Here is a 24,161-nt window from a genome sequence, read left to right as displayed (position 1 = left end):
GCCGCCGCCCGCGCCGGTGCGGCTCCGACGAACAGCCCCGGCGGAAACTTTCAGGGCTTGAGCACCACCTTCAGGCAGTCGTCCTGCTTGTTCTTGAAGATGTCGTAGCCGTGCGGCGCGTCGTCGAGCCGCATGGTGTGGGTGATGATGAAGCTCGGGTCGATCTCGCCCCGGTGGATGCGCTCCAGCAGCGGCCGCATGTAGCGCTGCACGTGGGCCTGCCCGGAGCGCAGGGTCAGCGACCGGTTCATGAACGAGCCCATCGGGAACTTGTCGATGAACCCGCCGTACGCCCCGATCGCCGCGACGGTGCCGCCGTTGCGGCAGGCCAGGATCGCCTCGCGCAACGCGTGCGGCCGGTCGGTCTCCGCCTTCACCGCCTGCTTAGCCCGGTCGTACGCCTGCAGGGCCGCCGAGGGGTGGTGGCTCTCCATGCCGACGGCGTCGATGCAGACGTCCGGCCCGCGACCGGCGGTCATCTCGCGCAGCGTGTCCAGGACGTCGGTCTCCTCGTAGTTGATGGTCTCCGCGCCGGCCCGGTCCCGGGCGATGCGCAACCGGTAGGGGAACCGGTCGATGACGACCACCTGTTCGGCGCCGAGCAGGAAGGCGCTCACCGCGGCGAACTGACCCACCGGGCCCGCGCCCCAGACCGCCACCACGTCACCGGGCTTGACGTCGCCCATCTCGGCGGCCATGTAGCCGGTGGGCAGCACGTCGGACAGGAACAGCACCTGCTCGTCCGGCAGCTCGTCGCCGACCTTGAGCGCGCCGACGTCGGCGTACGGGACCCGGACGAACTCGGCCTGCCCGCCCGCGTAGCCGCCGAGCAGGTGCGAGTAGCCGAAGATGCCGGCGGGAGTGTGGCCCATGGCGGTCTCCGCGATCGCCGCGTTCGGGTTGGAGTTCTCGCAGACCGAGTAGAGGCCGCGTTGGCACGAGCCACAGTCCCCGCAGGCGATGGGGAAGCCGACGACCACCCGGTCGCCGACGCGCAGTCCGTCCCGTGCCCCGGCGCCCAGTTCGACGATCTCGCCCATGAACTCGTGGCCCAGCACGTCGCCGCGCCGCATGGCCGGGATGAACCCGTCGAGCAGGTGCAGGTCGGATCCGCAGATCGCCGTCGAGGTCACCTTGAGGACCGCGTCGCGCGGGTTGAGGATCGTCGGCTCCGGCACCTCCTCGACGGCAACCCGGTTCGGTGCCAGCCAGCAGTTGGCCTTCACGGTGCCTCCCTCACGCGGTCCGGTGGGCCGCCAGCGGGCGGGCCGGACGCTGCTTGGCCTGGGTCTGGATGCTCGTGCCGTCGGGTGTCCCGTCCGACCGGGTGATCTCGCCGGTCTCGATGATCTGCTTGAACCGCCGCAGGTCGTCGCAGATCTGCTGCTGCGGGTTCTCGCCGAACGCCTTCGCCACCAGGGTGCCGAGGCGGCGGCCGGGCACCGCGTACTCCAGTTCCACCCGCACCTCCGTGCCCTGGTCGCCGGCGGCCGGGGTGAACCGGACGGTGCCGCGGTTGGGAACCCGGGAGCCGTCGACGGAGCGCCACCGGATGAGCTGGTTCGGGCGCTCCTCGACGATCTCCGCCTCCCACTCCACGGTCCGGCCGGCCGGCGCCTTCGCCGACCAGCGGGTGCGCCCCGGACCGGTGCTGCGCACCGACTGGAGGTGGTACATGAAGCCCGGCAGGTTCTCGAAGCCGTGCCAGAAGTGGTATGCCTCCTCCGGGGTGCGGTTGACCGTCACCGACCCGTGCGCGAAGCCCGGCGGGCTGATCCGGCGGTTGCGGGTGGCGCGCACCGAGGCGTACAGGTCGATGGCGGTGATCCCGCCCAGGGCGGCGAGGGTGAGGCCGAGTCGCCGGCGCCGCTCGCCGCACAGGTTGCGGTACGCCTGGCCGGTCGCGGCCAGGTCGAGCGCGTCACCGGCCACCCGGGTCCAGGCCCCCATCCCGGCCCGCCGGGGCACCAGCAGCACCGCGGCGTGGCCGATCTCGCGGAGCCCGGCCGCCCGCAACACCGCCCTGGCCGTGGGCGAGTCGTCCACGCCGACCGCCCGGGCCACCCGGGAGCCCGCCGCGAGCGCGGTCACGCCGAGACCGAGGCTGAACCAGCCCAGGAAGCGGGCCAGGCCCTCCGAACCCCGGTCCCGGGTCGCCCGCTGGATCCCGAGATTGTCGGCCACCGAGCGGACCCCGAGGGTCGTTTCTCGTGTCATGCGTCGTCACCCCGTGTCGGAGAAGGGGTCGGTGACCATGGCCCGAGCGAGCCCGGTGCGGATTTCCGCGGTGCCGCCGGTCCCGACTGGCCGGCGTGCCATTCCCGCAAATCGCCGCCGCACACCTGCGCCGCGCCGGCGGGGGTGGCACACCGGCGGGCGCGCTGCCCGGGGGAGCGGGGGCCGCCCGTGCCCGGGGACGCGGCGACGGCCCTCAGTCGCTCTCGGGGACGGCCATCTCGCCGAGCCGCGACCAGTCCTGCTGCGGCACGCTCATGTTGACGATCCGGGGCGTCTCGGCCAGGTGCGGCGGCAGGGTGCGCTGGGCCTCGCGGAAGTGCGCCGACTGCACGTGCGCCGCGCCGGCCTCGTCGTCGCGGAACGCCTCGACCAGCACGTACTCGGTGGGGTCGTCGAGGCTGCGGGACCAGTCGAACCAGAGGCAGCCCGGCTCGGCCCGGGTGGCCTCGGTGAACTCGGCGGCGATCTGCGGCCAGCGGTCGGCGTCCTCCGGCCGGATCCGGAACTTCGCGGTAATGAAGATCATGCGGCTCAGGCTACCCAGGCCGGCAGCGGCTCGCCGCCGTCCCCGCTCAGCCCTTTGTGACCGGGGTCAGCAGCTCGGATGCCCGCCGGTCGGCGAACGCGGTGACCGCCTGCTGCCCGGCGCCGAAGACGATGGCGACGCCCAGCAGGGCGGCGGTGCTGTTCACCGTGGTCTCCACCAGGCCGCCGATCACCAGCATGATCCCGACGACCGCGACCAGCGGACCGATCGCCAGCTTCAGCAGGCCCTGCTGAAAGGGCAGCTTGTAGGGCAGGCCGCCGGAGCGTGAAGTGATCATGGAGGGCAGGGCGCTGATGAACGCCCCGAGCGCTCCGGCGATGAGCACGAAGAAGAGCAGCCGCCAGGCCGGCACACCGGCCGCGTCGGTCGGCGGCTTCAGCAGCTGCACGTCCCGGCTGCGCCACTGCACCAGCACCATCAGCGCCTCGGCGACCAGCGCGAAGACCGACAGCCCCAGCATCCGGTTGCGCAACCGGCGCACCGACTCGTGGAACTCGTCCGACGCCGCGTGGTAGCGCAGCAGCAGCGCCTGCACCTTGGCCTGGAACCGCGCCGGCGCCGCGGCGTCGGCCGACGCGTCGAAGTCGGTCAGCACCTTGTCGTCGGCCTTCAGGAACTGGGCGGCCGCGCCCTGGTACGCCGGCAGCAGGCCGAGCAGCTCCTCCGGCGTACGCAGCTCCACCATGGCGCGCTCCACCGAGTGGATCGTCTGCCAGGCGTACTCCAGGTTGCCGCCGCGCAGCCACTCGACCACCCCGCTGCGGCCGAGCACGGACTCCACGCCGGACAGCTGGCCGCGCAGCGCGGCGACCCGGGCGGCGATCGCGCCGGTGCGGGACTCGATGCCGCTCAGCTGCTGGTGGAGGTCGTCGAGCTTGGTGCGCACCCGCACCTGCCACACGGCGGCGGGCACGGTGGACCCGCCGTTCCCGCCGTTCCCGCCGTTCCCGCCGTTCCCGCCGGGCGGCGGCGGGGCGGAAGTGTCGGGCGTGCCCTCGGGCTGGGTCTCCTGGTCGATCATGGTGACTGCCCCCCAACCGGCGCAGCTCGGCCGCTGCCCTCTTCGCCAAGTATCCGCAGGTCAGAGGCGATATGGCCAGGGCGGTTCGGGCATTTGACAGTTCCCGTGCCGCAGCGGTCCCTGCCCGACGGTCCACGATGGCGGAGCCCGGTGTCGCCCTCTCGGCGCCGCCCCGGCGGGGTGGCCCGCCGTCCGGGCCGCAGCGCCGCGCCGTGCGGTGGATGTCCCGCCGGCAGTCATCTCCGACGATGGTCCGAGGTGGACCGAGCGGACCGGCGCGGCCACCGTCACCGCAGCAGGGAGGGCGACGTGCGCAGACAGGAAAGGCTCCGCCGGGCGCTGGGCGCGGCGACGGTCGTGGTCGTGGTCGTGGTCGTGGTCGGAGGTTCCGGGTCGGCGTCGCCGCCCGCCGTGGCGGCGCCCGGGTCGCGGCCGAGCGTGGTGCGCTACGACTCGGTGGACCTGGCCGAGTACGAGCGGAAATGGTCGAACATCTACGGCCCGCTGGACGGGGCGACCCGCGGCATCGCCGACGGGGTGCTGACCGTCAGCGACGTGCCGTTCAAGACCGGTGTGGACTTCAGCGTCTACGACCACCTCAAGTACATGGCCGTCAGCAACCGGACCTTCCCGGCCCCTCGGCAGGGGTTGGTCGAGTTCGCCGTGGACATCACCGCGCGCACTCCCGGCGCGACCGGCGGGCACGTGGTGCACGGCCGGTACGGCCCGCCCGGCTCCGCCGCCGTCGCCGACCCGACCGCGCGCCCCTACGTCAGTCCGGTGCTGGAGGGGCAGCAGGCGGCGGTCGTACTCAATATGATCGACTTCTGCACCGGGCAACTCTTCGACTGGTTCGTCTCCGGCACCCGCGCCTTCCCGCTGATCGAGCGGCTGCCCAGCACGGTCACCGGGAACACCACCGACCCGGACTGCCCGGGCGCCACCGAGGTCGGCCTGGACAAGGCGTACACGCAGATCATCCGGGAAGTGCCGATCACGCCGGGCGTGCCGCACCGGGCGGCAATCCGTTACCGGCAGGCCGGCGGGCACGCCAGCGTGACGTACCTGCTGGACGGTGCTGTGATCGCGCGGGTCGGCGAGGTCGGCGTGCCGCTGGACCGGCAGGGCGTCCCGTACACCGGCATCTATCCGTCCCTCGGCGGCGGCGAACCGCTGGCCGGGAAGATCCGGTCGTTCTCCCTGGGACACGGCCTGTTCAGCCTGCTCGACGCGTTCCCGTTCCAGTACGGCTGCACCCCGCCGGACGCTGCCGGGCCGGGCGTCTGCGACCCCCGGTACGCGCCCTACAGCGTCTCCATCCCGCCTGCGGAGCGCGCCTTCGACCAGGGCGCCGTCGGCTCGTTCCGGAACTTCACCGTCCGCACGGTCGGCCGGTAGGAGGCCGCCCTCCGCTGCGGGGGACAACGGGGGCTCGTGCGGGTCGATAGCCTGGGACGGTGACCGTCTACGCCCTCGCGCAGATCACCGTCCACGACCAGCAGCGCTACGACCGGTACGTCGCCGCCTTCCTGCCCGTCCTGGGGCGGCACGGCGGCCGGCTGCTCGCCGCCGACGCGTCCCCGCTGGTGGTGGAGGGGAGCTGGCCGCACGAGAAGGCCGTGCTCATGTCCTTCGACAGCCGGGAGGACTTCGAGCGCTGGTCGACCTCGCCGGAATACCGGGAGATCTCCCGGGACCGGGAGGCGGCCACCGAGGGCGTCGTCCTGCTGCTCGAAGGGATCGGTCACGCCTGGCCGGCCTGACCGCCCGGCGCTACAGCCGGTGCCGCACCCAGACGTTCGGCTCGACGTAGGCGGCGTGGTCGTGCGCCACGTCGACCAGCACCGGCGCCAGCGCGCCCGGCACCCGCACCGGGCCGCTGCTGTCGAACGGTAGGCCGGTCCACCGCCGCCAGTCGGCGAGGGTGCCGGTGATCGCCATCGACCGGGGCGCGACCCGTTCGATCACCCCGCCGGCCCGCACGTGCACGCGCAGCCACGGGTCGACCGGCAGGCCGTCGGGGCGGACCCGCGCCGCGTACTCGGTCATCGGCAGGTCGGGGGCGGCGGCCTTGCCGTTCGGCCGCACCGGCGCGACCAGCGTGTCGAAGCCCTGCCGGGCGACCGCCTCGCGCATCGCCGCCAGCATCAGCCCGGACACCCCGCCGCCGCGCCGGTCCGGCCGCACGTAGATCTCCAGCGCGGAGACCAGGTTCGGGGTGGCGCCGGTGAGCCGGTTGACGGTGGCCCGCTGGATCACCCGGTCCCAGCCGCCGTCGGGTAGCTCCTCCTCCGTCCAGCGCAGCGGCACGGCGTACGCGCGGGCGACGGCGCGGCCCGGCTCGGCCGGGTCGACGGCGGCGAATACGAACTCCGGGTAGAGGTCGTGGGCGACGCTGTAGTAGACCGAGCCCATCGGGTCCCAGAGCATGAACTGCGGCCAGGCGCCGTCGAAGCCGGTGTCGAGCAGCGGCGCCAGGTCGGGGCGCTCCGCCAGGCTCACGATGTCCAGGGTCACGCCGGGCAGGGTAGAGGGGCCGCGGTTCGATCCGCACACCCTTTTCCGCCGGACAGCGGCCGGTGCCCTCCGGCCGCTGTCCGGCGCGGGAGCCTCGTCAGGTGCCGTAGACCTCGACCTCGTACAGGCGGGCGGCCGCGTCGGTGGTCTGCGTGGGGGTGATGACCTTGACCAGCACGTACCTGCCGTCGACGGACATCGGATGGGTGCTCACGCCGGCCGTGTTGCCCCGGACCTGGGCGACGGTCGTCCACGTCGACCCGTCGGCCGAGACCTGCAGGTCGAAGTCCCGGGTGTTCCAGGCGGCATCCTCGCCACCGGCGGCGGCGTGGTGGACGGTGACCGACTGGATGCGGTGGGCGGCGCCCAGGTCGACCCGAAGGAACTTGTTCGTGCCGACCGAGCACCACTTGTCGGCGTTGCCGCCGGAGGTGCTGCCGTTGACCGCCTTCTCGGGCCCCTCCGTGCTCGCGCACTGCGAGTCGGCGGTGGCGGGCCGGTTCAACGCCAGGTTCGTCGGGCCGCTGCCGCCGTAGACCTCGACCTCGTCGATCCGGGCCGCGGTGTTGCCGTTGTTGGTGGGTGTGGTGATGCTGAGCCGGACGTACCGGGCGGACGCGGCCGGGAAGGGGTGGTAGGTGCGGCTCGCGCGGTTCCCGGACACCGTGGCGCGGGTCGTCCAACTGCTGCCGTCGGTGCTGGTCTGGATGGTGAAGTCACCGGTGTTCCAGCCGGTGTTCTCCCCGCCGAGTCCGGCGTGCTTGACGACGACCGAGCGGACGGTCTGGTTCGCGCCGAGGTCGACCTGGAGGAACTTGGTCCCCGCGGCGAGTGAGCACCACTTGCTGGCGCTGCCGAGCCGGCCGTCGAACGCCTTCTCGGGGCCCTCGGCGGTGTTGCACGCGGCCGAGCCGCTGGCCGGCTTGCCGGCGGCCAGGTTCGGGCCCAGCTCCGGCGCGGGGGCGGGTGGGGTGGACCCGTCGGTGAAGGACGGCGGCACGTTGGCGGGGTCCGTGCCCCACGCGGACGGCGCGCCGCCCATCGCGTACGACAGGGTGGCGCCGCCCGCGAGGTCGGCGTACCGCAGCCAGGTGCGCTGGGTGGCCGTCCCGTTGATGGAGAGGCTCTGCACGTACTGGTTGCCCTGGCCGGCGTTGGCGGCGGTGATCTGGACGTCGCCGGCCGGCCGGTCGACGAGGATCGACGGGAAGACCGGCCCGTGCAGGGCGAGGGTGTCCGCGCCGGGGGTGGGCGGGTACATGCCGAGGGCGGACCAGACGTACCAGGCGGAGGTGGCGCCGAGGTCGTCGTTGCCCGGCAGGCCGCCGGGACCGGTGGTGAACGACTCGTTCATGATCCGCCGGACCGCGGCGCTGGTGCCGGCGGGCGCCGCGGCGAAGTGGTAGGCCCAGGGGACGCCGTGCTCCGGCTCGTTGCCGATGTAGAAGTACGGCTGCGACTGGCCGCCGTTGGTCTGGGTGAAGTGGTGGTCGAGCCGCTGGACGGCGGTCTGCCGCCCGCCCATCAGGTCGATCAGGGCGGCGAAGTTGTAGGGAACCATCCAGGTGTACTGGGAGGCGTTGCCCTCGACGTAGTTCGACTGGCTGGCCGGGTCGAGCGGCCACGGCCAGGTGCCGTCGGCGTTGCGCGGGTGGACGTAGCCCGATTCGCTGTTGAACGTGTTGCGCCACCACTGCGCTCGCGCGATGTGGGTGTCGTACGTGGCGGTGTCACCCAGGGCCCGGGCGAACTGGGCCACCGCGAAGTCGCTGGCGGAGTACTCCAGCGAGTCGGACGGGTCGCCGTCGATGTAGTGGCGCTGCACGTATCCGCTCTGCCGGCCGCGGATCGGGCTGCCCTGGGTGGTGCCTCCGGCGGAGCTCTTCTTCATCAGGGCCAGCGCCGCGGCGGTGTCGAAGTTCCGTACGCCGAACTGGTACAGGCTGTCGACGATGATCGGGCCGGGGTCGCCGGTCATCACGAACGCCTCGTTGTTGTTGTGCGACCACTTCGGCAGCAGGCCGCCCTGCTGGCCGTCGAGCACCATGGACCGGGCGATGTCGGTCGCCTCGGCCGGCGCCAGGAAGGCGATCAGGGCCGCCCACGAGCGGTAGATGTCCCAGCCGGAGTAGTTCTGGTAGACCGGATGGTCGGCGGTGTGGATGACGTTGTCGAAGCCGCGGTACCGCCCGTCGACGTCGTTGGCCAGGTTGGGGTTGATGAACACGCGGTACAGCGCGGTGTAGAACTTCTGCAGGTCGGTGGCGGAGCCGCCGGTGACCTGCACGCGGTTGAGGATCGCGTTCCACTGGGCGTCGGCGTTCGCGCGGACGGTGTCGAAGGCGAAGCCCGACTGTTCGGCGGCGAGGTTGGCCTGCGCGCCGGCCTGGCTGACGAAGGAGATGCCGACCTTGACCTGCACCACCGGGTTGCTGGTGGTGTCGAAGGTCAGGTAGCCGCCGGAGTTGGTGCCGCTGGCGCTCGTGGAGCCGGCGGTCACGGTGCCGCCGAGCCAGGTGCCGACGCCGCTCGGGGCGCGGTCGAACTCCATCCGGTAGAAGATCTGGTAGGTCTTGCTGTTGCCGCAGAAGCCGCCACCGGTGACGCTGCCGGTCACCGTGGAGCCGCTGATCTGGATCGAACCGGCGCGGCTGCCGGTGGCGCTGCGACTGGTGTTGACCAGCACCCGGGCGGTGCTGGTCGCGGGATAGCTCAGGCGCAGGATGGCGCTGCGTCGGGTGGCCGACGCCTCGACCCGGGTGTTGCCGTAGTTGCTGAGCACGGCCCGGTAGAAGCCGGGAGCGGCCTGTTCCTGCGCCTTGTCCTGGTTGGCGCGGTAGGACGTCCACGAGGTGCCGGGCGAGGCGCCGAGCGCGCCGGTGACAGGCAGGATGCCGAGGTCCTCGTTGTTGGGGCAGCCGGCGCCGTTGAAGTGGGTGAGGCTGAACTCCTCGATCTGGGTGTCACTGAAGCGGTAGCCGGACGGTGAGGCGGTGGGGGTGTCCGGGCTCAGCTGCACCATGCCGAAGGGCTGCACCGGGCCGGGGACGGTACTGCCGCCGGCGCCGCCGCCGACGGGGTTCGGCGCGTTGCTGTCGTCGGTGCCGATGAACGGGTTGACGTACGGGGTGAGGTTGAGCGGCGCCGCTGCGGCGGGCGAGGCGACCGCGACGAGCGCGGACGCGGTGGTGACGGCGGTGGCCACCAGCGTGAGTAGACGGGGCGGGCCTGATCGGAGCATGAGGCGGTCCTCCTTTGAGGCGCGGACGACACCGCATGACATCGTTGTCATCGACGAGTGTCATGGTCCTGTGTAGAGCGCCGGGAGGTCCGTGTCAATGGGGGAGCGGGCCGGGAAATACGGTTCAGGAGGGGGCGCGGCGGCCGAGACGTGCGACGGTACGACTGGAGGGACTGCCGCACGACTGGTTTCGAGCTGTCGCGATCGCGCCACCGAAGTCGCCCGCCGGATCCGTGCCGACGACGGCCCCGCCGTCGTGCTCTCGCTCCTGGCGCGGCTCGAAGGCGCGCGCGGGCGGCGGTCCGAAGCCTCGCACACCGACGGACACGACGAGCTACGGCCGGAGGGCTAGGAGCCGGTCGGTCCCGTCGAGATCGGCGGCCGTTCACCGGAGCCGCGGGCCAGCAGGCGGGTCGGGATCACCACCTGCCGGGCCGGTCCGCGGTCGCCGTCGATCCGGTCGAGCAGCAGTCGCGCCGCCCGCCGCCCCATCTCCTCCGGGTCGTGCGCGACGACGCTCACGCCCAGGACGTCGCCGAGATCCACCTCGTCGAAACCGACCAGAGCGGGCGGGGCGGGGTGGCCGCGCAGGGCCCGCAGCGCGCCGAGGGTGATCCGGTTGTTCATGGTGAACAGGGCGGTCGGGGCGGGGGTGCGGCGCAGCAACCCGAGCACCGCCCGTTCGGCGGTGGCGACGTCGTGCGCGTTCTCCACCAGGTAGTCCGCCCAGTTCGCCACGCCGGCCACGCGCATGGCCTCGGCGAAGCCGTCCAGCCGGTCACGGTGGGTGCTCAGTCGCGACAGGTCGCCCACCACTCCGATCCGCCGGTGGCCGATCGCGCTCAGGTGGGCTCCGGCCTGCCGGGCGCCGTGGTGGTTGTCCAGCAGGACGGTGTCCGCCGCCAGCTCGACCGGCGGCCGGTCCACGAACACGAACGGGATGCCGTGGCGGTGTTCGGCCGCGAAGTGGGCGTGCTCGGTCGCGGTCGAGGCGATCACCAGCGCTCTGACCCGCCGCTCCAGCAGCGCGTCGGCGAGTCGCCGTTCCCACTCCGGATCCTCGTCGGTGCTGGCGGTGATCAGTTGCAGGCCCCGCATGCGCAGCTCGCGCTCCAGGCCGCCCGCCAGCCGGGAGTAGAACGGGTTCGCCAGGTCGCCGATGAGCAGGCCGACCAGCGTGGAGGTGCTCGCGCCCCGGCGTAGCTCGCGGGCCACCCCGTTCAGCCGGTAACCGAGCTGGTCGGCGGCGTCGCGCACCCGCGATCGGGTGTCCTCGGCCACGCGGGGCTCGCCCGCGAGTGCCCGGGAAGCCGTCTTGACCGACACCCCGGACAGCGCCGCGACCTGCGCCAGGCTCGGTCGACCAGCCTTCCGGTCCACGGTCATGGCCGGAATTATGACACTCGCGCCCCGGCCGGCCACACCGCCTCACCAGGGCCCGACCGGGCCATGAAGACGCCTCACGAAACAGCGTTATACGATGCGCGTCAACGATGTCATGGGTTGATCAGTAGCACCACCCCGCCCCTCGCCGGCAAGTCCGGGGAGCGTCGCAAAGGTCACTCAGCGTGGCGGTCGATATTACCGACTTGTTACGCAAATGAGCGACTTGGGCACTTGCGGAAGGGCTCCTGACGAGATTGGGTTGCCCACGACAACGAAAAGTGAGCGAAGGTCATAACCCGCGGAGGCGGCCATGCCGTTGGCAAGGTGGTGGGAGCGATGAGCGATCTGCCCGTCCTCCTGGAGATGCGCTCCATCACCAAGGAGTTCCCCGGCGTCAAGGCCCTGGCCGACGTCAACCTGGTGGTCCGGGCCGGCGAGATCCACGCGATCGTGGGCGAGAACGGCGCCGGCAAGTCGACGCTGATGAAGGTGCTCAGCGGCGTCTACCCGTACGGCAGCTACGACGGCCAGATCATCTACCAGGGCGCGGAGACCCGCTTCTCGGACATCCGGGCGAGCGAGAACGCCGGGATCGTGATCATCCACCAGGAGCTCGCGCTCATCCCGGACATGTCGATCACCGAGAACATCTTCCTCGGCAACGAGCCCCGCAAGCGGGGGGCGATCGACTGGAAGTCCGCGAACCGGAGGGCGCTGGACCTGATGGCCCGGGTCGGCCTGCGGGAGGACCCGGACACCCTGGTAAAGGACATCGGCGTCGGCAAGCAGCAGCTGGTGGAGATCGCCAAGGCGTTCGCCAAGGACGTCAAGCTGCTCATCCTGGACGAGCCGACCGCCGCGCTCAACGAGGCCGACTCCCGGCACCTGCTGGACCTGCTGCGCGGCTTCCGCTCGCGGGGCGTCACCTCGATCATGATCTCGCACAAGCTGAACGAGATCGAGGCGATCGCCGACCAGATCACCATCCTGCGTGACGGCCGGACCGTCGAGACGCTGAACGTCAAGGCCGACGGCGTCGACGAGGACCGGATCGTGCGGGGCATGGTCGGTCGCGAGCTGCACAGCCGGTTCCCGGACCACACGCCGAAGATCGGCGAGGTCTTCTTCGAGGTCCGGGACTGGAACGTCCGGCACCCGATCTCGGCCGAGCGGCAGGTCTGCAAGAACGAGAGCTTCGTCGTCCGCCGCGGCGAGATCGTGGGCTTCGCCGGGCTGATGGGCGCGGGCCGCACCGAACTCGCGATGAGCGTCTTCGGCCGCTCCTACGGCGTGTACGAGTCGGGCACGATCATCAAGGACGGCAAGGAGATCGTCCTGAAGTCGGTGGCGGACGCGATCGCCCACGGGCTCGCGTACGTCAGCGAGGACCGCAAGGCGATCGGCCTGAACCTGCTCGACGACATCAAGACCTCCACGGTCGCCGCCAAGCTGTCGAAGATCTCGCGCCACGGCGTCCTGGACGAGGTCCTGGAGTACAAGGCGGCCGAGTCCTACCGCCGGGAGCTGCGCACCAAGGCGCCGACGGTCGACGAGGGCGTCTCCAAGCTCTCGGGCGGCAACCAGCAGAAGGTCGTCCTGGCCAAGTGGATGTTCACGGACCCGGACCTCCTGATCCTCGACGAGCCGACCCGCGGCATCGACGTGGGCGCCAAGTACGAGATCTACGGCATCATCCAGCGGCTCGCCGACCAGGGGAAGGGCGTCGTCGTCATCTCCTCGGAGCTGCCCGAGCTGATCGGGCTCTGCGACCGCATCTACACCGTGTTCGAAGGCACCATCACCGGCGAGATCGCCCGGCAGGACGCGGACCCGGAAACCCTCATGAAGCAGATGACCTCGACGAAGAAGATGCAGACACGATGAGCCGAATCAAGGACCTGCAGAAGAACCTCTTCGGAGGGACCACGTCCAACGCCCGCCAGTTCGGGATGATCTTCACCCTGGTGGCGATCGTCGTCCTGTTCCAGATCCTCACGGACGGCCTGACCCTGCGATCGGACAACCTGATCGCGCTGTTCAACCAGAACTCGTACATCCTCATCCTGGCCATCGGCATGCTGATGGTGATCGTCGCCGGGCACATCGACCTCTCGGTCGGCTCGATCGCCGCCTTCACCGGCATCCTGGTGGCCAAGTCGATGGCGGAGTGGTCGCTGCCGTGGCCCGCCGCCATCCTGTTCGGCCTGGTGATCGGCGCGGTCATCGGCGCCTGGCAGGGCTTCTGGGTCGCCTACATCGGGGTGCCGGCGTTCATCGTCACCCTGGCCGGCATGCTGCTCTTCCGGGGCGGCAACCAGTTCATCGGCAACGCGAACACGATCTCCGTGCCGGAGGGCTTCCGGGTGATCGGCTCCGGCTTCCTGCCCGAGGTCGGCCCGAACACCGGCTACAACAACCTGACGCTCCTGCTCGGCCTCGCCGCCTGCGTGGCCGTGGTGTGGCGGGAGTTCCAGGCCCGCAAGACCCGCCGGGACATGGACGCCGATCCGGCCCCGATGTGGATCTCGGTGCTCCGGATGGCCGTCATGGTCGGTGTGATCGTCTTCGCCTCGCTGCGCTTCGCCAGCGGCCGGGTCGGCACGAGCTTCCCGGTCTCCGGCATCATCCTCGTGGCGCTGGTGCTGGCCTACTCCTTCTACACCCGCAACACCGCCGGTGGCCGGTACATCTACGCCGTCGGCGGCAACGCCCGGGCCGCGGAGCTCTCCGGTGTGAAGCTCAAGCGGGTCAACTTCTTCGTCATGATGAACATGGCCGTCCTGGCCGCCCTGGCCGGCATGATCTTCGTGGCCCGTTCGGCGGCCTCCGGTCCGCAGGACGGCAACGGCTGGGAGTTGGACGCGATCGCCGCGGTCTTCATCGGTGGCGCGGCCGTCTCGGGCGGCATCGGCACCATCAGCGGCTCGATCGTCGGCGGTCTGGTCATGGCCGTGCTCAACAACGGCCTGCAGCTGCTCGGCGTCGGCACCGACCGGGTCCAGATCATCAAGGGCCTGGTGCTGCTGCTGGCCGTCGCGCTCGACGTCTACAACAAGAAGCAGGGCAAGTTCTCCGTCATCGGGAGCCTCACCCGCTCGTTCCGCCGCGACACTCCCGCCCCGCCCACGGCACCGCCCGGCGCGGAACGGGAAACGGCCCGCACCGCGGTGCCGAGCTGACGCGTCACCCCGCCTCACACCCCGTATCACCTCTCCAGAAGGGCACCACCAGCCATGCGTAAACTGTTCGGCAAATCGATGGCCATCGGCGCCATCGCCGCGCTGGCCCTCACCGCGACCGCCTGCGGCTCCGGCCGTGACGGCGACACCGGCGGCGCCAAGGGCGACACCAAGGGCTTCGCGGCCGACTCCCTGATCGGCGTCGCCCTGCCGTCGAAGACCTCGGAGAACTGGGTCCTCGCCGGTGACCTGTTCACCAACGGCCTCAAGGAGGCCGGCTTCAAGAGCGACGTCCAGTACGCCGGCGCGTCGACCACGGTCGCCGACCAGCAGGCCCAGATCACCGCCATGGTGACCAAGGGTGCGAAGGTCATCGTCATCGGCGCCACCGACGCCGCGCAGCTGTCGACCCAGGTCGCCGCGGCGCACGCCGCCGGCGCGAAGGTCATCGCGTACGACCGTCTGATCACCAACACCCCGGACCTCGACTACTACGTCGCGTTCGACAACTTCAAGGTCGGCCAGCTCCAGGGCCAGGCCCTGCTGGACGGCATGAAGGCGAAGAAGCCGAACGGCCCGTACAACATCGAGCTCTTCTCCGGCTCGCCGGACGACAACAACGCCGGTGTCTTCTTCAACGGCGCGATGAGCGTGCTCAAGCCGGAGATCGACAAGGGCAACGTGGTCGTCGCCTCGAAGCAGACCGAGGTCAAGCAGACCGCCATCCAGGGCTGGAAGGCCGAGGGTGCGCAGGCCCGCATGGACCAGCTGCTGACCTCGACCTACGGCAGCAAGGAGCTGGACGGCGTCCTCTCCCCGAACGACACCCTGGCCCGCGCGATCATCACGTCGATCAAGGGTGCCGGCAAGCCGATCCCGGTCGTCACCGGCCAGGACTCCGAGGTCGAGTCGGTCAAGTCGATCATGGCTGGCGAGCAGTACATGACGATCAACAAGGACACCCGGAACCTGGTCAAGCAGACCATCGCCATGGTGAAGTCCCTGCAGGCCGGCAACAACCCTGAGGTGAACGACACCAAGTCGTACAACAACGGCGTCAAGGTCGTGGACACCTACCTGCTTCCGCCGGTGGCCGTCACCAAGGCCAACGCGGCCGAGGCGTACGCCAACGACCCGAAGCTGGCCCCGCTCACCAAGTAATCCCCTCGCACGAAGGAAGGGCCCCGGAGTTCGCTCCGGGGCCCTTCCTTCGTCATGCGCCTGAGTCTCGACCGCGGCGCGGTCGGGGCGCTCGCCGCCGACCGCGCCGGGCGGTCAGCGCGAGTGTGCCTCGATGGCCTCGATGACCCGCGGGCGCAGTTCGGCCGCGCGGACGACGGCGTCGACGGAGCCGACCTCGACGGCGCGCTGGATGCTGTGCACCCGGTCGAACTCCGTGGCCACCTCGCCGAGCTTCTCGGCGCGGACCGACGAGCGCAGCTCGTCCAGTTCCGCGGTCAGCGCGGCGCGGTCGGCGCCGGAGGCGGCCGCCACCCGGGCCTCCAGGTCCCGCACCCGCGGGTCGGCCGCGGTCCGGGCGTTCACCTCCCCGGAGAAGACCACCGCGGCGGCCGGCGCGCCGCCCAGCACCGAGGCGAACGAGCCCTCCAGCGCCAGCACGGTCATGTTGGGGTTCAGCGCCTTCGAGAACACCACGAACGCCCCGCCGTGGTACCGCGAGATCACGCAGAACACGATGGGCCCGCGGAAGTTCACGATGGCGCGGCCGATCTCGGCGCCGTACTCCAGTTGCAGCTTGCGCATCGACTCGGGCGAGCCGTCGAAGCCCGACAGGTTCGCCAGCACCACCAGCGGCCGGTTGCCGCTGGCCGCGTTGATCGCCCGGGCGGCCTTCTTCGACGAGCGGGGGAACAGCGTGCCCGCCGTGTAGGTGTCCGGGCCGTCGGTGGGCGGGAAGCCGCGCCGCGGCACCGACCGGGACTCGATGCCGAGCAGGCACACCGGGATGCCGCCGAGATGCACGTCCTGCACCACCGCGGTCTCCGCGTCGGCCATGCCCGCCCAGCGCTCCAGCACCGGGTGGTCCTGGTCGGCGAGCGCCCGCATCACGGTCCGGATGTCGAACGGCTTCTTCCGGTCCGGGTTGGCCGCGGCCGAGAAGATCTCGCCGACGGTGGTGAAGTCGCTGCCGGCCACGACGTGCGGGAAGTCCGAGATGTCCCGGTCGACCGGGTCGCTCGTCGTCGCTCGACGCGGCGCCGACTCGCCGGGCGCCACGTACGTGTGGTCGTAGTGCGCCATCAGCACGTCGCGCGCCGCCGGGAGGTCGGGCGCCCAGTACTGCGCCTGCCCGTTCGGGCCCATCACCCGGTCGTAGCCGCCGATGCCGAAGTTGTCCTCGGCCGACACGCCGCCGGAGAAGTCGAGCGACTGCTTGCCGGTGAGCACCATCGCCGAGTCCGGCGTCATCACCAGGACGCCCTTGGTGTGCATGAGCATCGTCGCCTCGGCGTTCCAGTACGGCTGCGCGCCGACGTTGATGCCCGCCACCACGATGTTGATCTCGCCGCCGTCCTGGGTGAACTCGACGATCCGCTTGAGCGCGGCCGCCACCCAGTCCATGTTCTCCGTGCCCGACGTCATGGAGATCCGGGCGCCGGCGGAGAGCGCGTACCACTCCAGCGGCACCCCCATCCGCTCGGCCAGGTCCAGCGCGGCGATCACCCGGCGGCACTCCGGCTCCGACAGCGCGCCGAGCGACTTCGTGGGGTCGCCGAGCAGCACGACCCGGGTGACGCCCTGCGGGTGCCGCGGGGTCGGCGTGGTCACCACACCGGCGACGATCGCCGCGGTGTTGCGCCCCCTGGGCCGGTCGACCGGCACCAGCGCGTGCCGGTCGTCGAGGTCGTGCTCGACGAAGTCGCCGAGCAGGCCGGTCAGCTCGTAGGGGTAGACGGTGTTGCGGCTGCTCGCGCGCAGCACCTTCAGCCGGTAGTCGTCCAGCGGCTCGACCGACTCGACCGGCGGCTCGCCGACGCTCAGCTCGGCGCCGCCGGTGGCGTTGAACGAGATCCGCACGGCGATCTTGGTCAGCTCGCCGGTCCGCCGGTCGCGCTGCCGCGCGATGAACAGGATCTCCTCCAGGTCGGCCCCCGCCGTCGTCGGGCGCACCCGCCCGGCGATCATCTCCATCTCCTCGCGGGTCAGCTCGCTCGGCGGCCAGACGTAGATCACGATGCGGTTGGTCTGGAAGCGCGCCTTCGCCGGTCGCCGCGACTGCGCGCGGCGGATCGAGTCGAGGCAGGCGGCGACCGTGTCCTCGGTCGTCGGCAGCGCGACCAGCCGCCCGTCCTGCTCGCGCAGCGCGGTCAGGTCGCGCACCTGCGCGAACGCGACGAGGCGCTCGTCCGACGGGTTCTCCCGCGCCACGCACTGGAAGAGGTAGACCTCCTCGTCCGACGACGGCAGCCGGGTCAGGTCGAACTTGCGCAGCCGCTCCAACTGCATCCGCTGCGCGATGTACGGGTGCAGGCCGCGGATCAGCCGCTCCTCTCTCATCCCCGAATCCGACGGGCGGAAGGTGAAGTGGTGGTGCATCACCGCGCCGGCGCGCCCCGCGACGGTGGTGGTGACCCGGCGGACCTGGTGCGGCAGCGGCTGCGCGTTGACCGCCTCGTGCAGCGCGGCCGCCATCGCGTCGAAGTCCTCCGGCTGGTCCTCCCACGCGAGGTAGATGTCGGCGTCGATCGCCTCCGCGCCGCTCGCCAGTTCCGCGAGCCCGCGCAGCGCGTCGCCGAGGGCGTCGAAGCGCACCGCGGCGGAGACCACGCTCGAGTCCGCGCGCTCGGCGACCACGAACGTGCAGCCCGCGACCTCGTGGTTGCGGACGCCGGTGAGCCCCTTGTTGCCGTAGTACCGCCGGGTCAGCACCTCCAGCATGACCGCGTTGTCGAGGTGGTCGCGCACCAGCCGCTGGCCGAGCAGCCGCACCAACGGCTCGGTGCTGCGCACCATCTCCGCGACGCGCTCGGCGCGGTCCGGCGCGTCCGGGTGGGCGTCCAGGTGGCGCAGGTGCTTGCGGACCTCGGCGTAGACGCGGGCGCGGTTGCGGCGCAGCAGCGGCTGGGCGAACCAGGCGAACACCACGCCGCGCGCCAGGTCGGCGACCACCGGGAAGCGGACCTGCGTGGCGGCCACCAGCCGCTCCAGCGCGAGGCCCGCGGGCTCGCGCAGCGTCTCGTCCGGCGGCGGCTCCCGCAGCCACGAGCGCAGCAGCGTCGCGATGACCGTGGCGTCGGCGGCCGCGCGTTGCTGGGCCAGGAAGATCCGGAACACGGCGGCTTCCAGCGCGGGGGAGCGCTCCAGGTCGGTGACCCCGTAGTGGCCGAGCGCCTTGGCGAGCTTGGCCTGGAACGCCGCCGGCAGCCCGGCCCGCTCGATGTCCAGGCTCTGCAGGTAGGTGTGGAAGTACTCGCGCGCGCTGGGGACGTGGCCGTCGCCGTCCTCGCCCGTCGGCCGGTTCCGGCTCAGCTCGGCGAGGTCGGCGAAGACGTTGACGAGTTCGAGCTCCTCGGCCAGCGGCCGGTGGCCGTCCTCGGTGGCCGCCCGGCGTGCGGCGAGGTAGGCGTCGATCACCCGGCGGTCGTCGTGCGGGTCCACGTCGAAGCCGAGCAGCAGGCTGCGCAGGTCCTCGTGGCCGCGCGTGGCGCGCTGCCGCGCCGGGAGCTCCACGGCCTCGGCGGGCAGGTCCAGCTCGACGGTGGCCGCGGCCGGGTCGTCGACGGTCTCGGCGCCCGCGTCGGCGAGCGGCTCCAGCCGCAGCAACGGTGCGCCGGCCTCCACCTGGCTGCCCACGGAGACGGCGCATTCCTTCAGCCGGGCCCGGAACGGCGCCCGCAGCACCGTCTCCATTTTCATGGCCTCCAGCACCAGCACCGGTGCGCCCGCCTCGACCTCGGCGCCGACCGCCAGCGGCGTGGCGACGACCAGCGCGGGCATGGGGGAACGGAGGACACCGCCCTCGTCCCGGCTGACCCGGTGCGTCACGCCGTCCACCTCGACCAGGTGGATCGGCCCGTACGTGTCGGTGAGCAGGCGGTACCGGACGCCGTTGACGGCGATCTGCCCAATGTGCCGGTCGAAGCGGTCCAGCTCGACGTCGGCGGTGCGCACGTCGGCGCCCGCCTCGATGCCGACGCGGAACCGGTGCGCGCCGATCCGCGCCACGCGCATCCGGTAGCCGACGCCGCGCAGCTTGAGGTCCAGCGGCCGGCCGCTCTTGTGCTGCACCTGCGGGCGGCCGCCGAACGCCGTCGACAGCAGCCGCTGCCGCTCGACGCGCTCCTCCTCCTCGTACGCCTCGATGGCGGCGGCCGCCAGCGCGACGGCGGAGTGCCGGTGCGCGACGAGCCGGCCCTCGCCGCGGACGCGGTCGATCCAGCCGGTGTCCGCGCTGGCGTCGATCACCTCGGGCTGGTCGAGCAGGTCGAGCACGAAGCTCTTGTTGGTCGCGCCGCCCTCGATGATCACCGTGGTGTTGGCCATCGCCCGGCGCAGCCGGCCGAGTGCCTCGTCGCGGTCGCGGCCGTAGGCGATGATCTTCGCGATCATCGAGTCGAAGTCGGCGGGGATGGTGTCACCCTCGCTGACGCCGGTGTCCACGCGGATGCCCGGCCCGGCGGGCAGGTCCAGCCGGGCGATCCGGCCCGGGGAGGGCGCGAAGTCGCGGTCGGGGTCCTCGGCGTTCAACCGGGCCTCGATGGCGTGGCCGCGTTCCACCGGCGGCTGGCCCTCCAGCCGCCCGCCGGAGGCCACGTGCAGCTGGGCCTTGACCAGGTCGAACCCGGTGGTCGACTCGGTGATCGGGTGTTCCACCTGGAGGCGGGTGTTGACCTCCAGGAACGCGAACAGTCGGTCGCCGGGGTGGTAGAGGAACTCGACGGTCGCCGCGCCGCGGTAGCCGACCGCGACGGCCAGCCGTTCGGCCGACGTCTTCAGTTCGGCGGCCTGCGCCGGGCTGAGCACCGGCGACGCCGACTCCTCGATCACCTTCTGGTTGCGCCGCTGCACCGAGCAGTCCCGGACGCCCAGCGCCCACGCGGTGCCCTGGCCGTCGGCGATCACCTGGACCTCGACGTGCCGGGCGCCGGTGACCAGGCGCTCCAGGAAGACGACGCCGCTGCCGAACGCCCGCGCGGCCTCCTGGCTGGTGCGCTCGTAGGCGTCGGCGAGCTCGGCCTCGTTGGTGATCACGCGGATGCCGCGGCCGCCCCCGCCGGCGGTGGCCTTCAGCATCAGCGGGTAGCCGATCTCGGCCGCCGCCGCCAGGGCGGCGTCCAGGGTCTCGACGGCGCCGCGGCTCCACGGCGCGACCGGCACGCCGACCTCCTCGGCGATCAACTTCGCGCCGATCTTGTCGCCGAGCTGGCGCATGGCCTCCGGGCTCGGCCCGACGAAGGTGACCCCGACCTTCTCGCAGAGCTCGGCGAAGGCCGGGTCCTCGGCGACGAAGCCCCAGCCGACCCAGGCGGCGTCGGCCCGGGTCTCCACCAGCGCGCGCTCCAGCGTCGTCAGGTTCAGGTACGGGCGCGCGGACGCGGGACCGAGATCGTAGGCGAGGTCCGCCTCACGCACGAACGTGGCGTCGCGGTCGACGTCGGTGTGCAGGGCGACGGTCTCGATCCGGGTCCCGGTCTCCGCGGCCAGCTCCCGGACGGCGTGGATGAGCCGCATCGCGGCCTCCCCACGGTTGACGATGGCGATACGGCTGAACACCCGACCGACCCCTCCGTTGGACCCACGTGTACGCGCCGCGAGGCGACGGCCCCCGGCAGTGATCACCTTTCCGTCTGCCGGCCTGCGGCGCCATGTCGTAACCGCCGAACCCTGAGCGGCGCCCGTTGTAGGAACCGAACAAAACTTTTTGGCGCTCCTGAGGGCAGGGCGGCTCCACGCGCGGCCGTGGCGTACGAGTCCGGCCTGGTGGTCCCCGGCGACCGGTGACGGTCAGCCGGCGGCGAGCTGCTCGCGCACCCGTGGCGCGACCTCGGTGCCAAGCAGGCGGAGGTGCTTCATGAGCACGGCGTGCGGCATCGGCCCCATGCCGTACTTCACGTCGAAGCGGGTGGCGTCGAGCGCGGTCATGGTCCGGACGATGCGCCGGGCGACGGTGTCCGGCGAGCCGACGTAGAGCGAGCCGTACTCGACCTCGTGCTCGAAGTAGTCGCGGGTGATCTCCGGGAAGCCGCGCTGCCGGCGGGCGTCCAGCATGAACGTCCGGTAGGTGGGCCAGTACTCCTCCCGCGCCTGCGCATCGGTCGCCGCGACGTGGCCGGGCGAATGCACCCCGATCGGCAGGGGCGCGCGGCCCGCCTGGTCGGTGGCCGCCCGGTAGAGCGTGGAGAGCCGGGCGAAGCGGGCCGGATTGCCGCCGATGATCGCGAGCATCAGCCCGAACCCGTGCCGCGCGGCACGCACGACGGAGGCCGGGTTGCCGCCGACGCCCACCCAGGTCGGCAGCGCGCCGCCGGCGGTACGCGGAAAGACCTGCAGGCCCGGCAGGGCGGCCCGGGTGGTCCCGGACCAGGTGACCGGTTCCTCCGCGCGCAACCGCGCGAACAGCTCCAGCTTCTCCTCGAACAGCCGGTCGTAGTCGGCCAGGTCGAACCCGAACAACGGGAACGACTCGGTGCTGGAGCCGCGGCCCAGGATCACCTCGGCCCGGCCGGCGGAGAGGGCGTCCAGGGTCGCGTACCGCTGGAAGACGCGGACCGGGTCGTCCGAGCTGAGCACCGTCACCGCGGACCCCAGCCGGATCCGCGAGGTACGCGCGGAGATCGCGGCCAGCACCAGGTCGGGCGCGGACAGCGGCATCTCCTCGATGTGGTGCTCGCCCAGCCCGAAGAAGTCGAGTCCCGACTCCTCCGCGAGCACCCCCTCCGCGACCAGTTCGCGGATGTTCTGCGGCTGGCTCAGCAGCCGGCCGTCCGGCCCCAGTGTCATCTCGCCGAAGCTGTCGACTCCGATCACGACCGGGTGCCCACCGCGCGTCTCCACCGTCATCACGCCCCCGAGAGTGTGATCGGGACTTCCTTGACCGGTCAAGCATAGGAGATATGCTTGAGCGGTCAAGGAAATGAGGTGGCAGGCATGAGTGACGACGATCTCGCGACGGCGGGTCCCGCTCGGGCCGCGACGGCGAACCTGTCGTCCCGGCCGCGGCTCGCCGTGCTCGGCGCCGGGCACACCGGGCCGGTGATCGCCCGGGTCGCGATGGCCGCCGGTTATCCGGTGACGATCGCGGCCTCCGGCGACCCCGCGAACATCGCGCTGATCGCCGACGTGCTGGCCCCCGGGGCCGAGGCCCGCTGGGCGGCCGACGCCGTCGAGGACGCGGAGATCGTGGTGCTGGCGATACCGCTGCACCGGTTCCCGAGCCTCGACCCCGCGCTGCTCGCCGACCGGCTCGTGGTGGACACGATGAACTACTGGCCGCCCGTCGACGGCGTCCAGGGGATGTTCGACGATCCCCGGTACGGCAGCAGCGAGATCGTCCAGCGTCGGCTCGCCCGCTCGACCGTCGTGAAGACGCTGAACCACATCGGCTACCACGAGCTGGAGGACGACCGCCGCGCGCCGGGCGCGCCGGACCGCCGCGCGCTGGGCGTGGCCGGTGACGACGGCGCCGCCGTGCGCACCGTGGCGGACCTGATCGAGCGCATCGGCTACGACGCCGTCCGGCTCGACAGCCTGCGCGCCGGCCGTCTGCTCCAACCCGGCGGCCCGGTCTTCGGGGTGTCGCTGCGCAGGACCGAGTTCGCGCGGGCGCTGGCCGGCTAGCCGCTCCCGCTTCCACCACAGAGACAGAGGCTCATCGTGACTTCCTTTCCCCTCGTGCTCGGCCTGGACACGTTCGGCGACGTCACCCACGACGCCGACGACCGCCCGGTCTCGCACGCCCGGACCATCCGCGACATCGTCGAGCAGGGTGTCCTCGCCGACCAGGTCGGCGTGGACTTCTTCGGCATCGGTGAGCACCACACCGACGACTTCCCGCTCTCCGCCGCCGACGTGGTGCTCGGCGCGATCGCCGCCCGCACCACCCGGATCCGCCTCGGCTCGGCGGTCACGGTGCTCAGCTCCGACGACCCGGTGCGGGTCTTCCAGCGCTACTCCACCCTGAACGCGGTCTCCGGCGGCCGGGCGGAGGTGATCCTCGGCCGTGGGTCGAGCATCGACTCGTTCCCGCTGTTCGGCTACGACCTGGCCGACTACGAGCAGCTCTTCGAGGAGAAGGCGCAGCTCTTCGCCGAGCTGCTCAAGGGCGGGCCGGTCACCTGGAAGGGCACCATGCGCGCGCCGCTGCACGAGCAGGACGTCGTGCCGCACACCGAGTCCGGACCCTTCCCGGCCTGGATCGGCGTCGGCGGCAACCCACAGTCGGTGATCCGCGCCGCCCGGTACGACTACTCCCTGATGCTCGCGATCATCGGCGGGTCGCCGGCCCGTTTCGCGCCCTTCTCCCGCCTCTTCCACCAGGCGCTCACGCAGCTCGGCAAGGACCCACTGCCGATCGGCGTGCACTCGCCCGGGCATGTCGCCGCCACCGACGAGCAGGCCCGCGAGGAGTTCTTCCCGCGCTACCAGCAGGTCATCCGCCGGGTGGCCCGGACCCGCGGATTCGCCGTGCCGACCCGGGAGACCTTCCTGCGGGAGGTCGGGCCGGACGGTGCGCTCTACGTCGGATCGCCCGAGACCGTCGCGCGGAAGATCGCCGCGAACCTGCCCATGCTCGGCGCGAACCGCTTCGAGATGAAGTACGGCATGGGCGGCCTCTCGCACGGGGCCCTGATGACCGCCATCGAGCTCTACGGCACCGAGGTCATCCCGCGCGTCCGCGAGCTGCTGAGCTGACCGGCTTCCGGTCCGGCCGTCCGTGCCGCGGACGGCCGGACCGATCGGAGGCTGCCGGCCGTGGGGGGGGGTGTCCCTATGGGTTTCGTCAAGCGGCGATCGGTGCTGTGGGGCGGGGTTGGTAGGGGTTCTTGTCGCGGAGCATGGCGAACAGGACGT

At 71.8% G+C, this 24,161-nt stretch carries 16 protein-coding genes; 7 read left to right on the top strand and 9 right to left on the bottom strand.

The annotated features are described in order from the left end of the window. Positions 1 to 50: 50 nt before the first annotated feature. The 4 genes from AB0F68_RS24740 to AB0F68_RS24725 form a co-directional block, all read right to left on the bottom strand. Positions 51 to 1,226, bottom strand: a complete 1,176-nt coding sequence (locus AB0F68_RS24740; protein ID WP_357342280.1) for a zinc-dependent alcohol dehydrogenase — start codon at positions 1,224 to 1,226, stop codon at positions 51 to 53. A 10-nt stretch (positions 1,227 to 1,236) separates the two neighbouring features. Beyond that, on the bottom strand, positions 1,237 to 2,217 hold the full coding sequence (locus tag AB0F68_RS24735; RefSeq protein WP_357342277.1) for an SRPBCC family protein: 981 nt from the start codon (positions 2,215 to 2,217) through the stop codon (positions 1,237 to 1,239). 214 nt (positions 2,218 to 2,431) lie between these two features. Next, complete coding sequence (locus AB0F68_RS24730) at positions 2,432 to 2,764, bottom strand: putative quinol monooxygenase (protein ID WP_357342275.1); 333 nt, start codon at positions 2,762 to 2,764, stop codon at positions 2,432 to 2,434. A 46-nt stretch (positions 2,765 to 2,810) separates the two neighbouring features. Next, positions 2,811 to 3,806: a hypothetical protein gene (locus tag AB0F68_RS24725; protein ID WP_357342272.1), complete on the bottom strand. Its 996-nt coding sequence runs from the start codon at positions 3,804 to 3,806 to the stop codon at positions 2,811 to 2,813. 309 nt (positions 3,807 to 4,115) lie between these two features. Here AB0F68_RS24725 and AB0F68_RS24720 point away from each other — a divergent pair, with 309 nt between their 5' ends. Together AB0F68_RS24720 and AB0F68_RS24715 are read left to right on the top strand one after the other, a co-directional pair. Next, on the top strand, positions 4,116 to 5,204 hold the full coding sequence (locus tag AB0F68_RS24720) for a DUF6081 family protein (RefSeq protein ID WP_357342270.1): 1,089 nt from the start codon (positions 4,116 to 4,118) through the stop codon (positions 5,202 to 5,204). Positions 5,205 to 5,263: 59 nt separating this feature from the next. Further along, entirely contained in the window at positions 5,264 to 5,569 is a 306-nt protein-coding gene (locus AB0F68_RS24715; RefSeq protein ID WP_357342267.1) for a DUF1330 domain-containing protein, read from the top strand. A 10-nt stretch (positions 5,570 to 5,579) separates the two neighbouring features. Here AB0F68_RS24715 and AB0F68_RS24710 read toward each other — a convergent pair whose 3' ends face one another. From AB0F68_RS24710 to AB0F68_RS24700, 3 genes are all read right to left on the bottom strand, one after another. Beyond that, entirely contained in the window at positions 5,580 to 6,323 is a 744-nt protein-coding gene (locus AB0F68_RS24710; protein WP_357342262.1) for an N-acetyltransferase, read from the bottom strand. Positions 6,324 to 6,420: 97 nt separating this feature from the next. Continuing rightward, the gene (locus tag AB0F68_RS24705; RefSeq protein ID WP_357342259.1) at positions 6,421 to 9,564 is read right to left on the bottom strand and encodes a GH92 family glycosyl hydrolase; all 3,144 of its coding nucleotides are present in this window, start codon (positions 9,562 to 9,564) and stop codon (positions 6,421 to 6,423) included. 348 nt (positions 9,565 to 9,912) lie between these two features. Continuing rightward, a complete protein-coding gene (locus AB0F68_RS24700) occupies positions 9,913 to 10,950 on the bottom strand; it encodes a LacI family DNA-binding transcriptional regulator (protein WP_357342257.1) in 1,038 nt (345 codons plus the stop codon). Positions 10,951 to 11,286: 336 nt separating this feature from the next. Here AB0F68_RS24700 and mmsA point away from each other — a divergent pair, with 336 nt between their 5' ends. Genes mmsA through AB0F68_RS24685 form a run of 3 tightly spaced genes read left to right on the top strand, consistent with a single transcriptional unit; the run spans position 11,287 to position 15,290 of the window. Further along, complete coding sequence (mmsA, locus tag AB0F68_RS24695) at positions 11,287 to 12,834, top strand: multiple monosaccharide ABC transporter ATP-binding protein (protein ID WP_357342253.1); 1,548 nt, start codon at positions 11,287 to 11,289, stop codon at positions 12,832 to 12,834. Next, complete coding sequence (gene mmsB, locus AB0F68_RS24690; protein ID WP_357342251.1) at positions 12,831 to 14,129, top strand: multiple monosaccharide ABC transporter permease; 1,299 nt, start codon at positions 12,831 to 12,833, stop codon at positions 14,127 to 14,129. Before mmsA ends, mmsB begins: the two co-directional genes overlap by 4 nt. A gap of 54 nt (positions 14,130 to 14,183) precedes the next feature. Then, positions 14,184 to 15,290 carry a sugar-binding protein gene (locus AB0F68_RS24685; RefSeq protein WP_357342249.1) on the top strand — a complete coding sequence of 369 codons (1,107 nt, stop codon included), beginning with the start codon at positions 14,184 to 14,186 and terminating at the stop codon, positions 15,288 to 15,290. Between the two features lie 114 nt (positions 15,291 to 15,404). Here the strand turns inward: AB0F68_RS24685 and AB0F68_RS24680 are convergent, their stop codons facing one another. Both AB0F68_RS24680 and AB0F68_RS24675 read right to left on the bottom strand, forming a co-directional pair. After that, on the bottom strand, positions 15,405 to 20,864 hold the full coding sequence (locus tag AB0F68_RS24680) for a carboxyl transferase domain-containing protein (RefSeq protein ID WP_357342247.1): 5,460 nt from the start codon (positions 20,862 to 20,864) through the stop codon (positions 15,405 to 15,407). A 231-nt stretch (positions 20,865 to 21,095) separates the two neighbouring features. Then, on the bottom strand, positions 21,096 to 22,151 hold the full coding sequence (locus tag AB0F68_RS24675) for an LLM class flavin-dependent oxidoreductase (protein WP_357342245.1): 1,056 nt from the start codon (positions 22,149 to 22,151) through the stop codon (positions 21,096 to 21,098). A gap of 87 nt (positions 22,152 to 22,238) precedes the next feature. On the opposite strand from AB0F68_RS24675, the gene AB0F68_RS24670 reads away from it, so the two are divergent. Both AB0F68_RS24670 and AB0F68_RS24665 read left to right on the top strand, forming a co-directional pair. Further along, complete coding sequence (locus AB0F68_RS24670) at positions 22,239 to 22,928, top strand: NAD(P)-binding domain-containing protein (RefSeq protein ID WP_357342243.1); 690 nt, start codon at positions 22,239 to 22,241, stop codon at positions 22,926 to 22,928. A 36-nt stretch (positions 22,929 to 22,964) separates the two neighbouring features. Beyond that, entirely contained in the window at positions 22,965 to 24,002 is a 1,038-nt protein-coding gene (locus AB0F68_RS24665) for an LLM class flavin-dependent oxidoreductase (protein ID WP_357342241.1), read from the top strand. Positions 24,003 to 24,161 lie beyond the last annotated feature (159 nt).

Origin of the sequence: Micromonospora sp. NPDC023966, from assembly GCF_040639095.1 — a bacterium.
GTDB lineage: Bacteria > Actinomycetota > Actinomycetes > Mycobacteriales > Micromonosporaceae > Micromonospora.
This window is presented reverse-complemented; position numbering and strand designations above follow the sequence as displayed.

Coding starts and splice junctions, on each gene's coding strand:
- AB0F68_RS24705 (WP_357342259.1), bottom strand. CDS start 9,564: ATGCTCCGATCAGGCCCGCCCCGTCTACTCACGCTGGTGGCCACCGCC.
- AB0F68_RS24730 (WP_357342275.1), bottom strand. CDS start 2,764: ATGATCTTCATTACCGCGAAGTTCCGGATCCGGCCGGAGGACGCCGAC.
- AB0F68_RS24675 (WP_357342245.1), bottom strand. CDS start 22,151: ATGACGGTGGAGACGCGCGGTGGGCACCCGGTCGTGATCGGAGTCGAC.
- AB0F68_RS24725 (WP_357342272.1), bottom strand. CDS start 3,806: ATGATCGACCAGGAGACCCAGCCCGAGGGCACGCCCGACACTTCCGCC.
- AB0F68_RS24700 (WP_357342257.1), bottom strand. CDS start 10,950: ATGACCGTGGACCGGAAGGCTGGTCGACCGAGCCTGGCGCAGGTCGCG.
- mmsB (WP_357342251.1), top strand. CDS start 12,831: ATGAGCCGAATCAAGGACCTGCAGAAGAACCTCTTCGGAGGGACCACG.
- AB0F68_RS24685 (WP_357342249.1), top strand. CDS start 14,184: ATGCGTAAACTGTTCGGCAAATCGATGGCCATCGGCGCCATCGCCGCG.
- AB0F68_RS24670 (WP_357342243.1), top strand. CDS start 22,239: ATGAGTGACGACGATCTCGCGACGGCGGGTCCCGCTCGGGCCGCGACG.
- AB0F68_RS24735 (WP_357342277.1), bottom strand. CDS start 2,217: ATGACACGAGAAACGACCCTCGGGGTCCGCTCGGTGGCCGACAATCTC.
- mmsA (WP_357342253.1), top strand. CDS start 11,287: ATGAGCGATCTGCCCGTCCTCCTGGAGATGCGCTCCATCACCAAGGAG.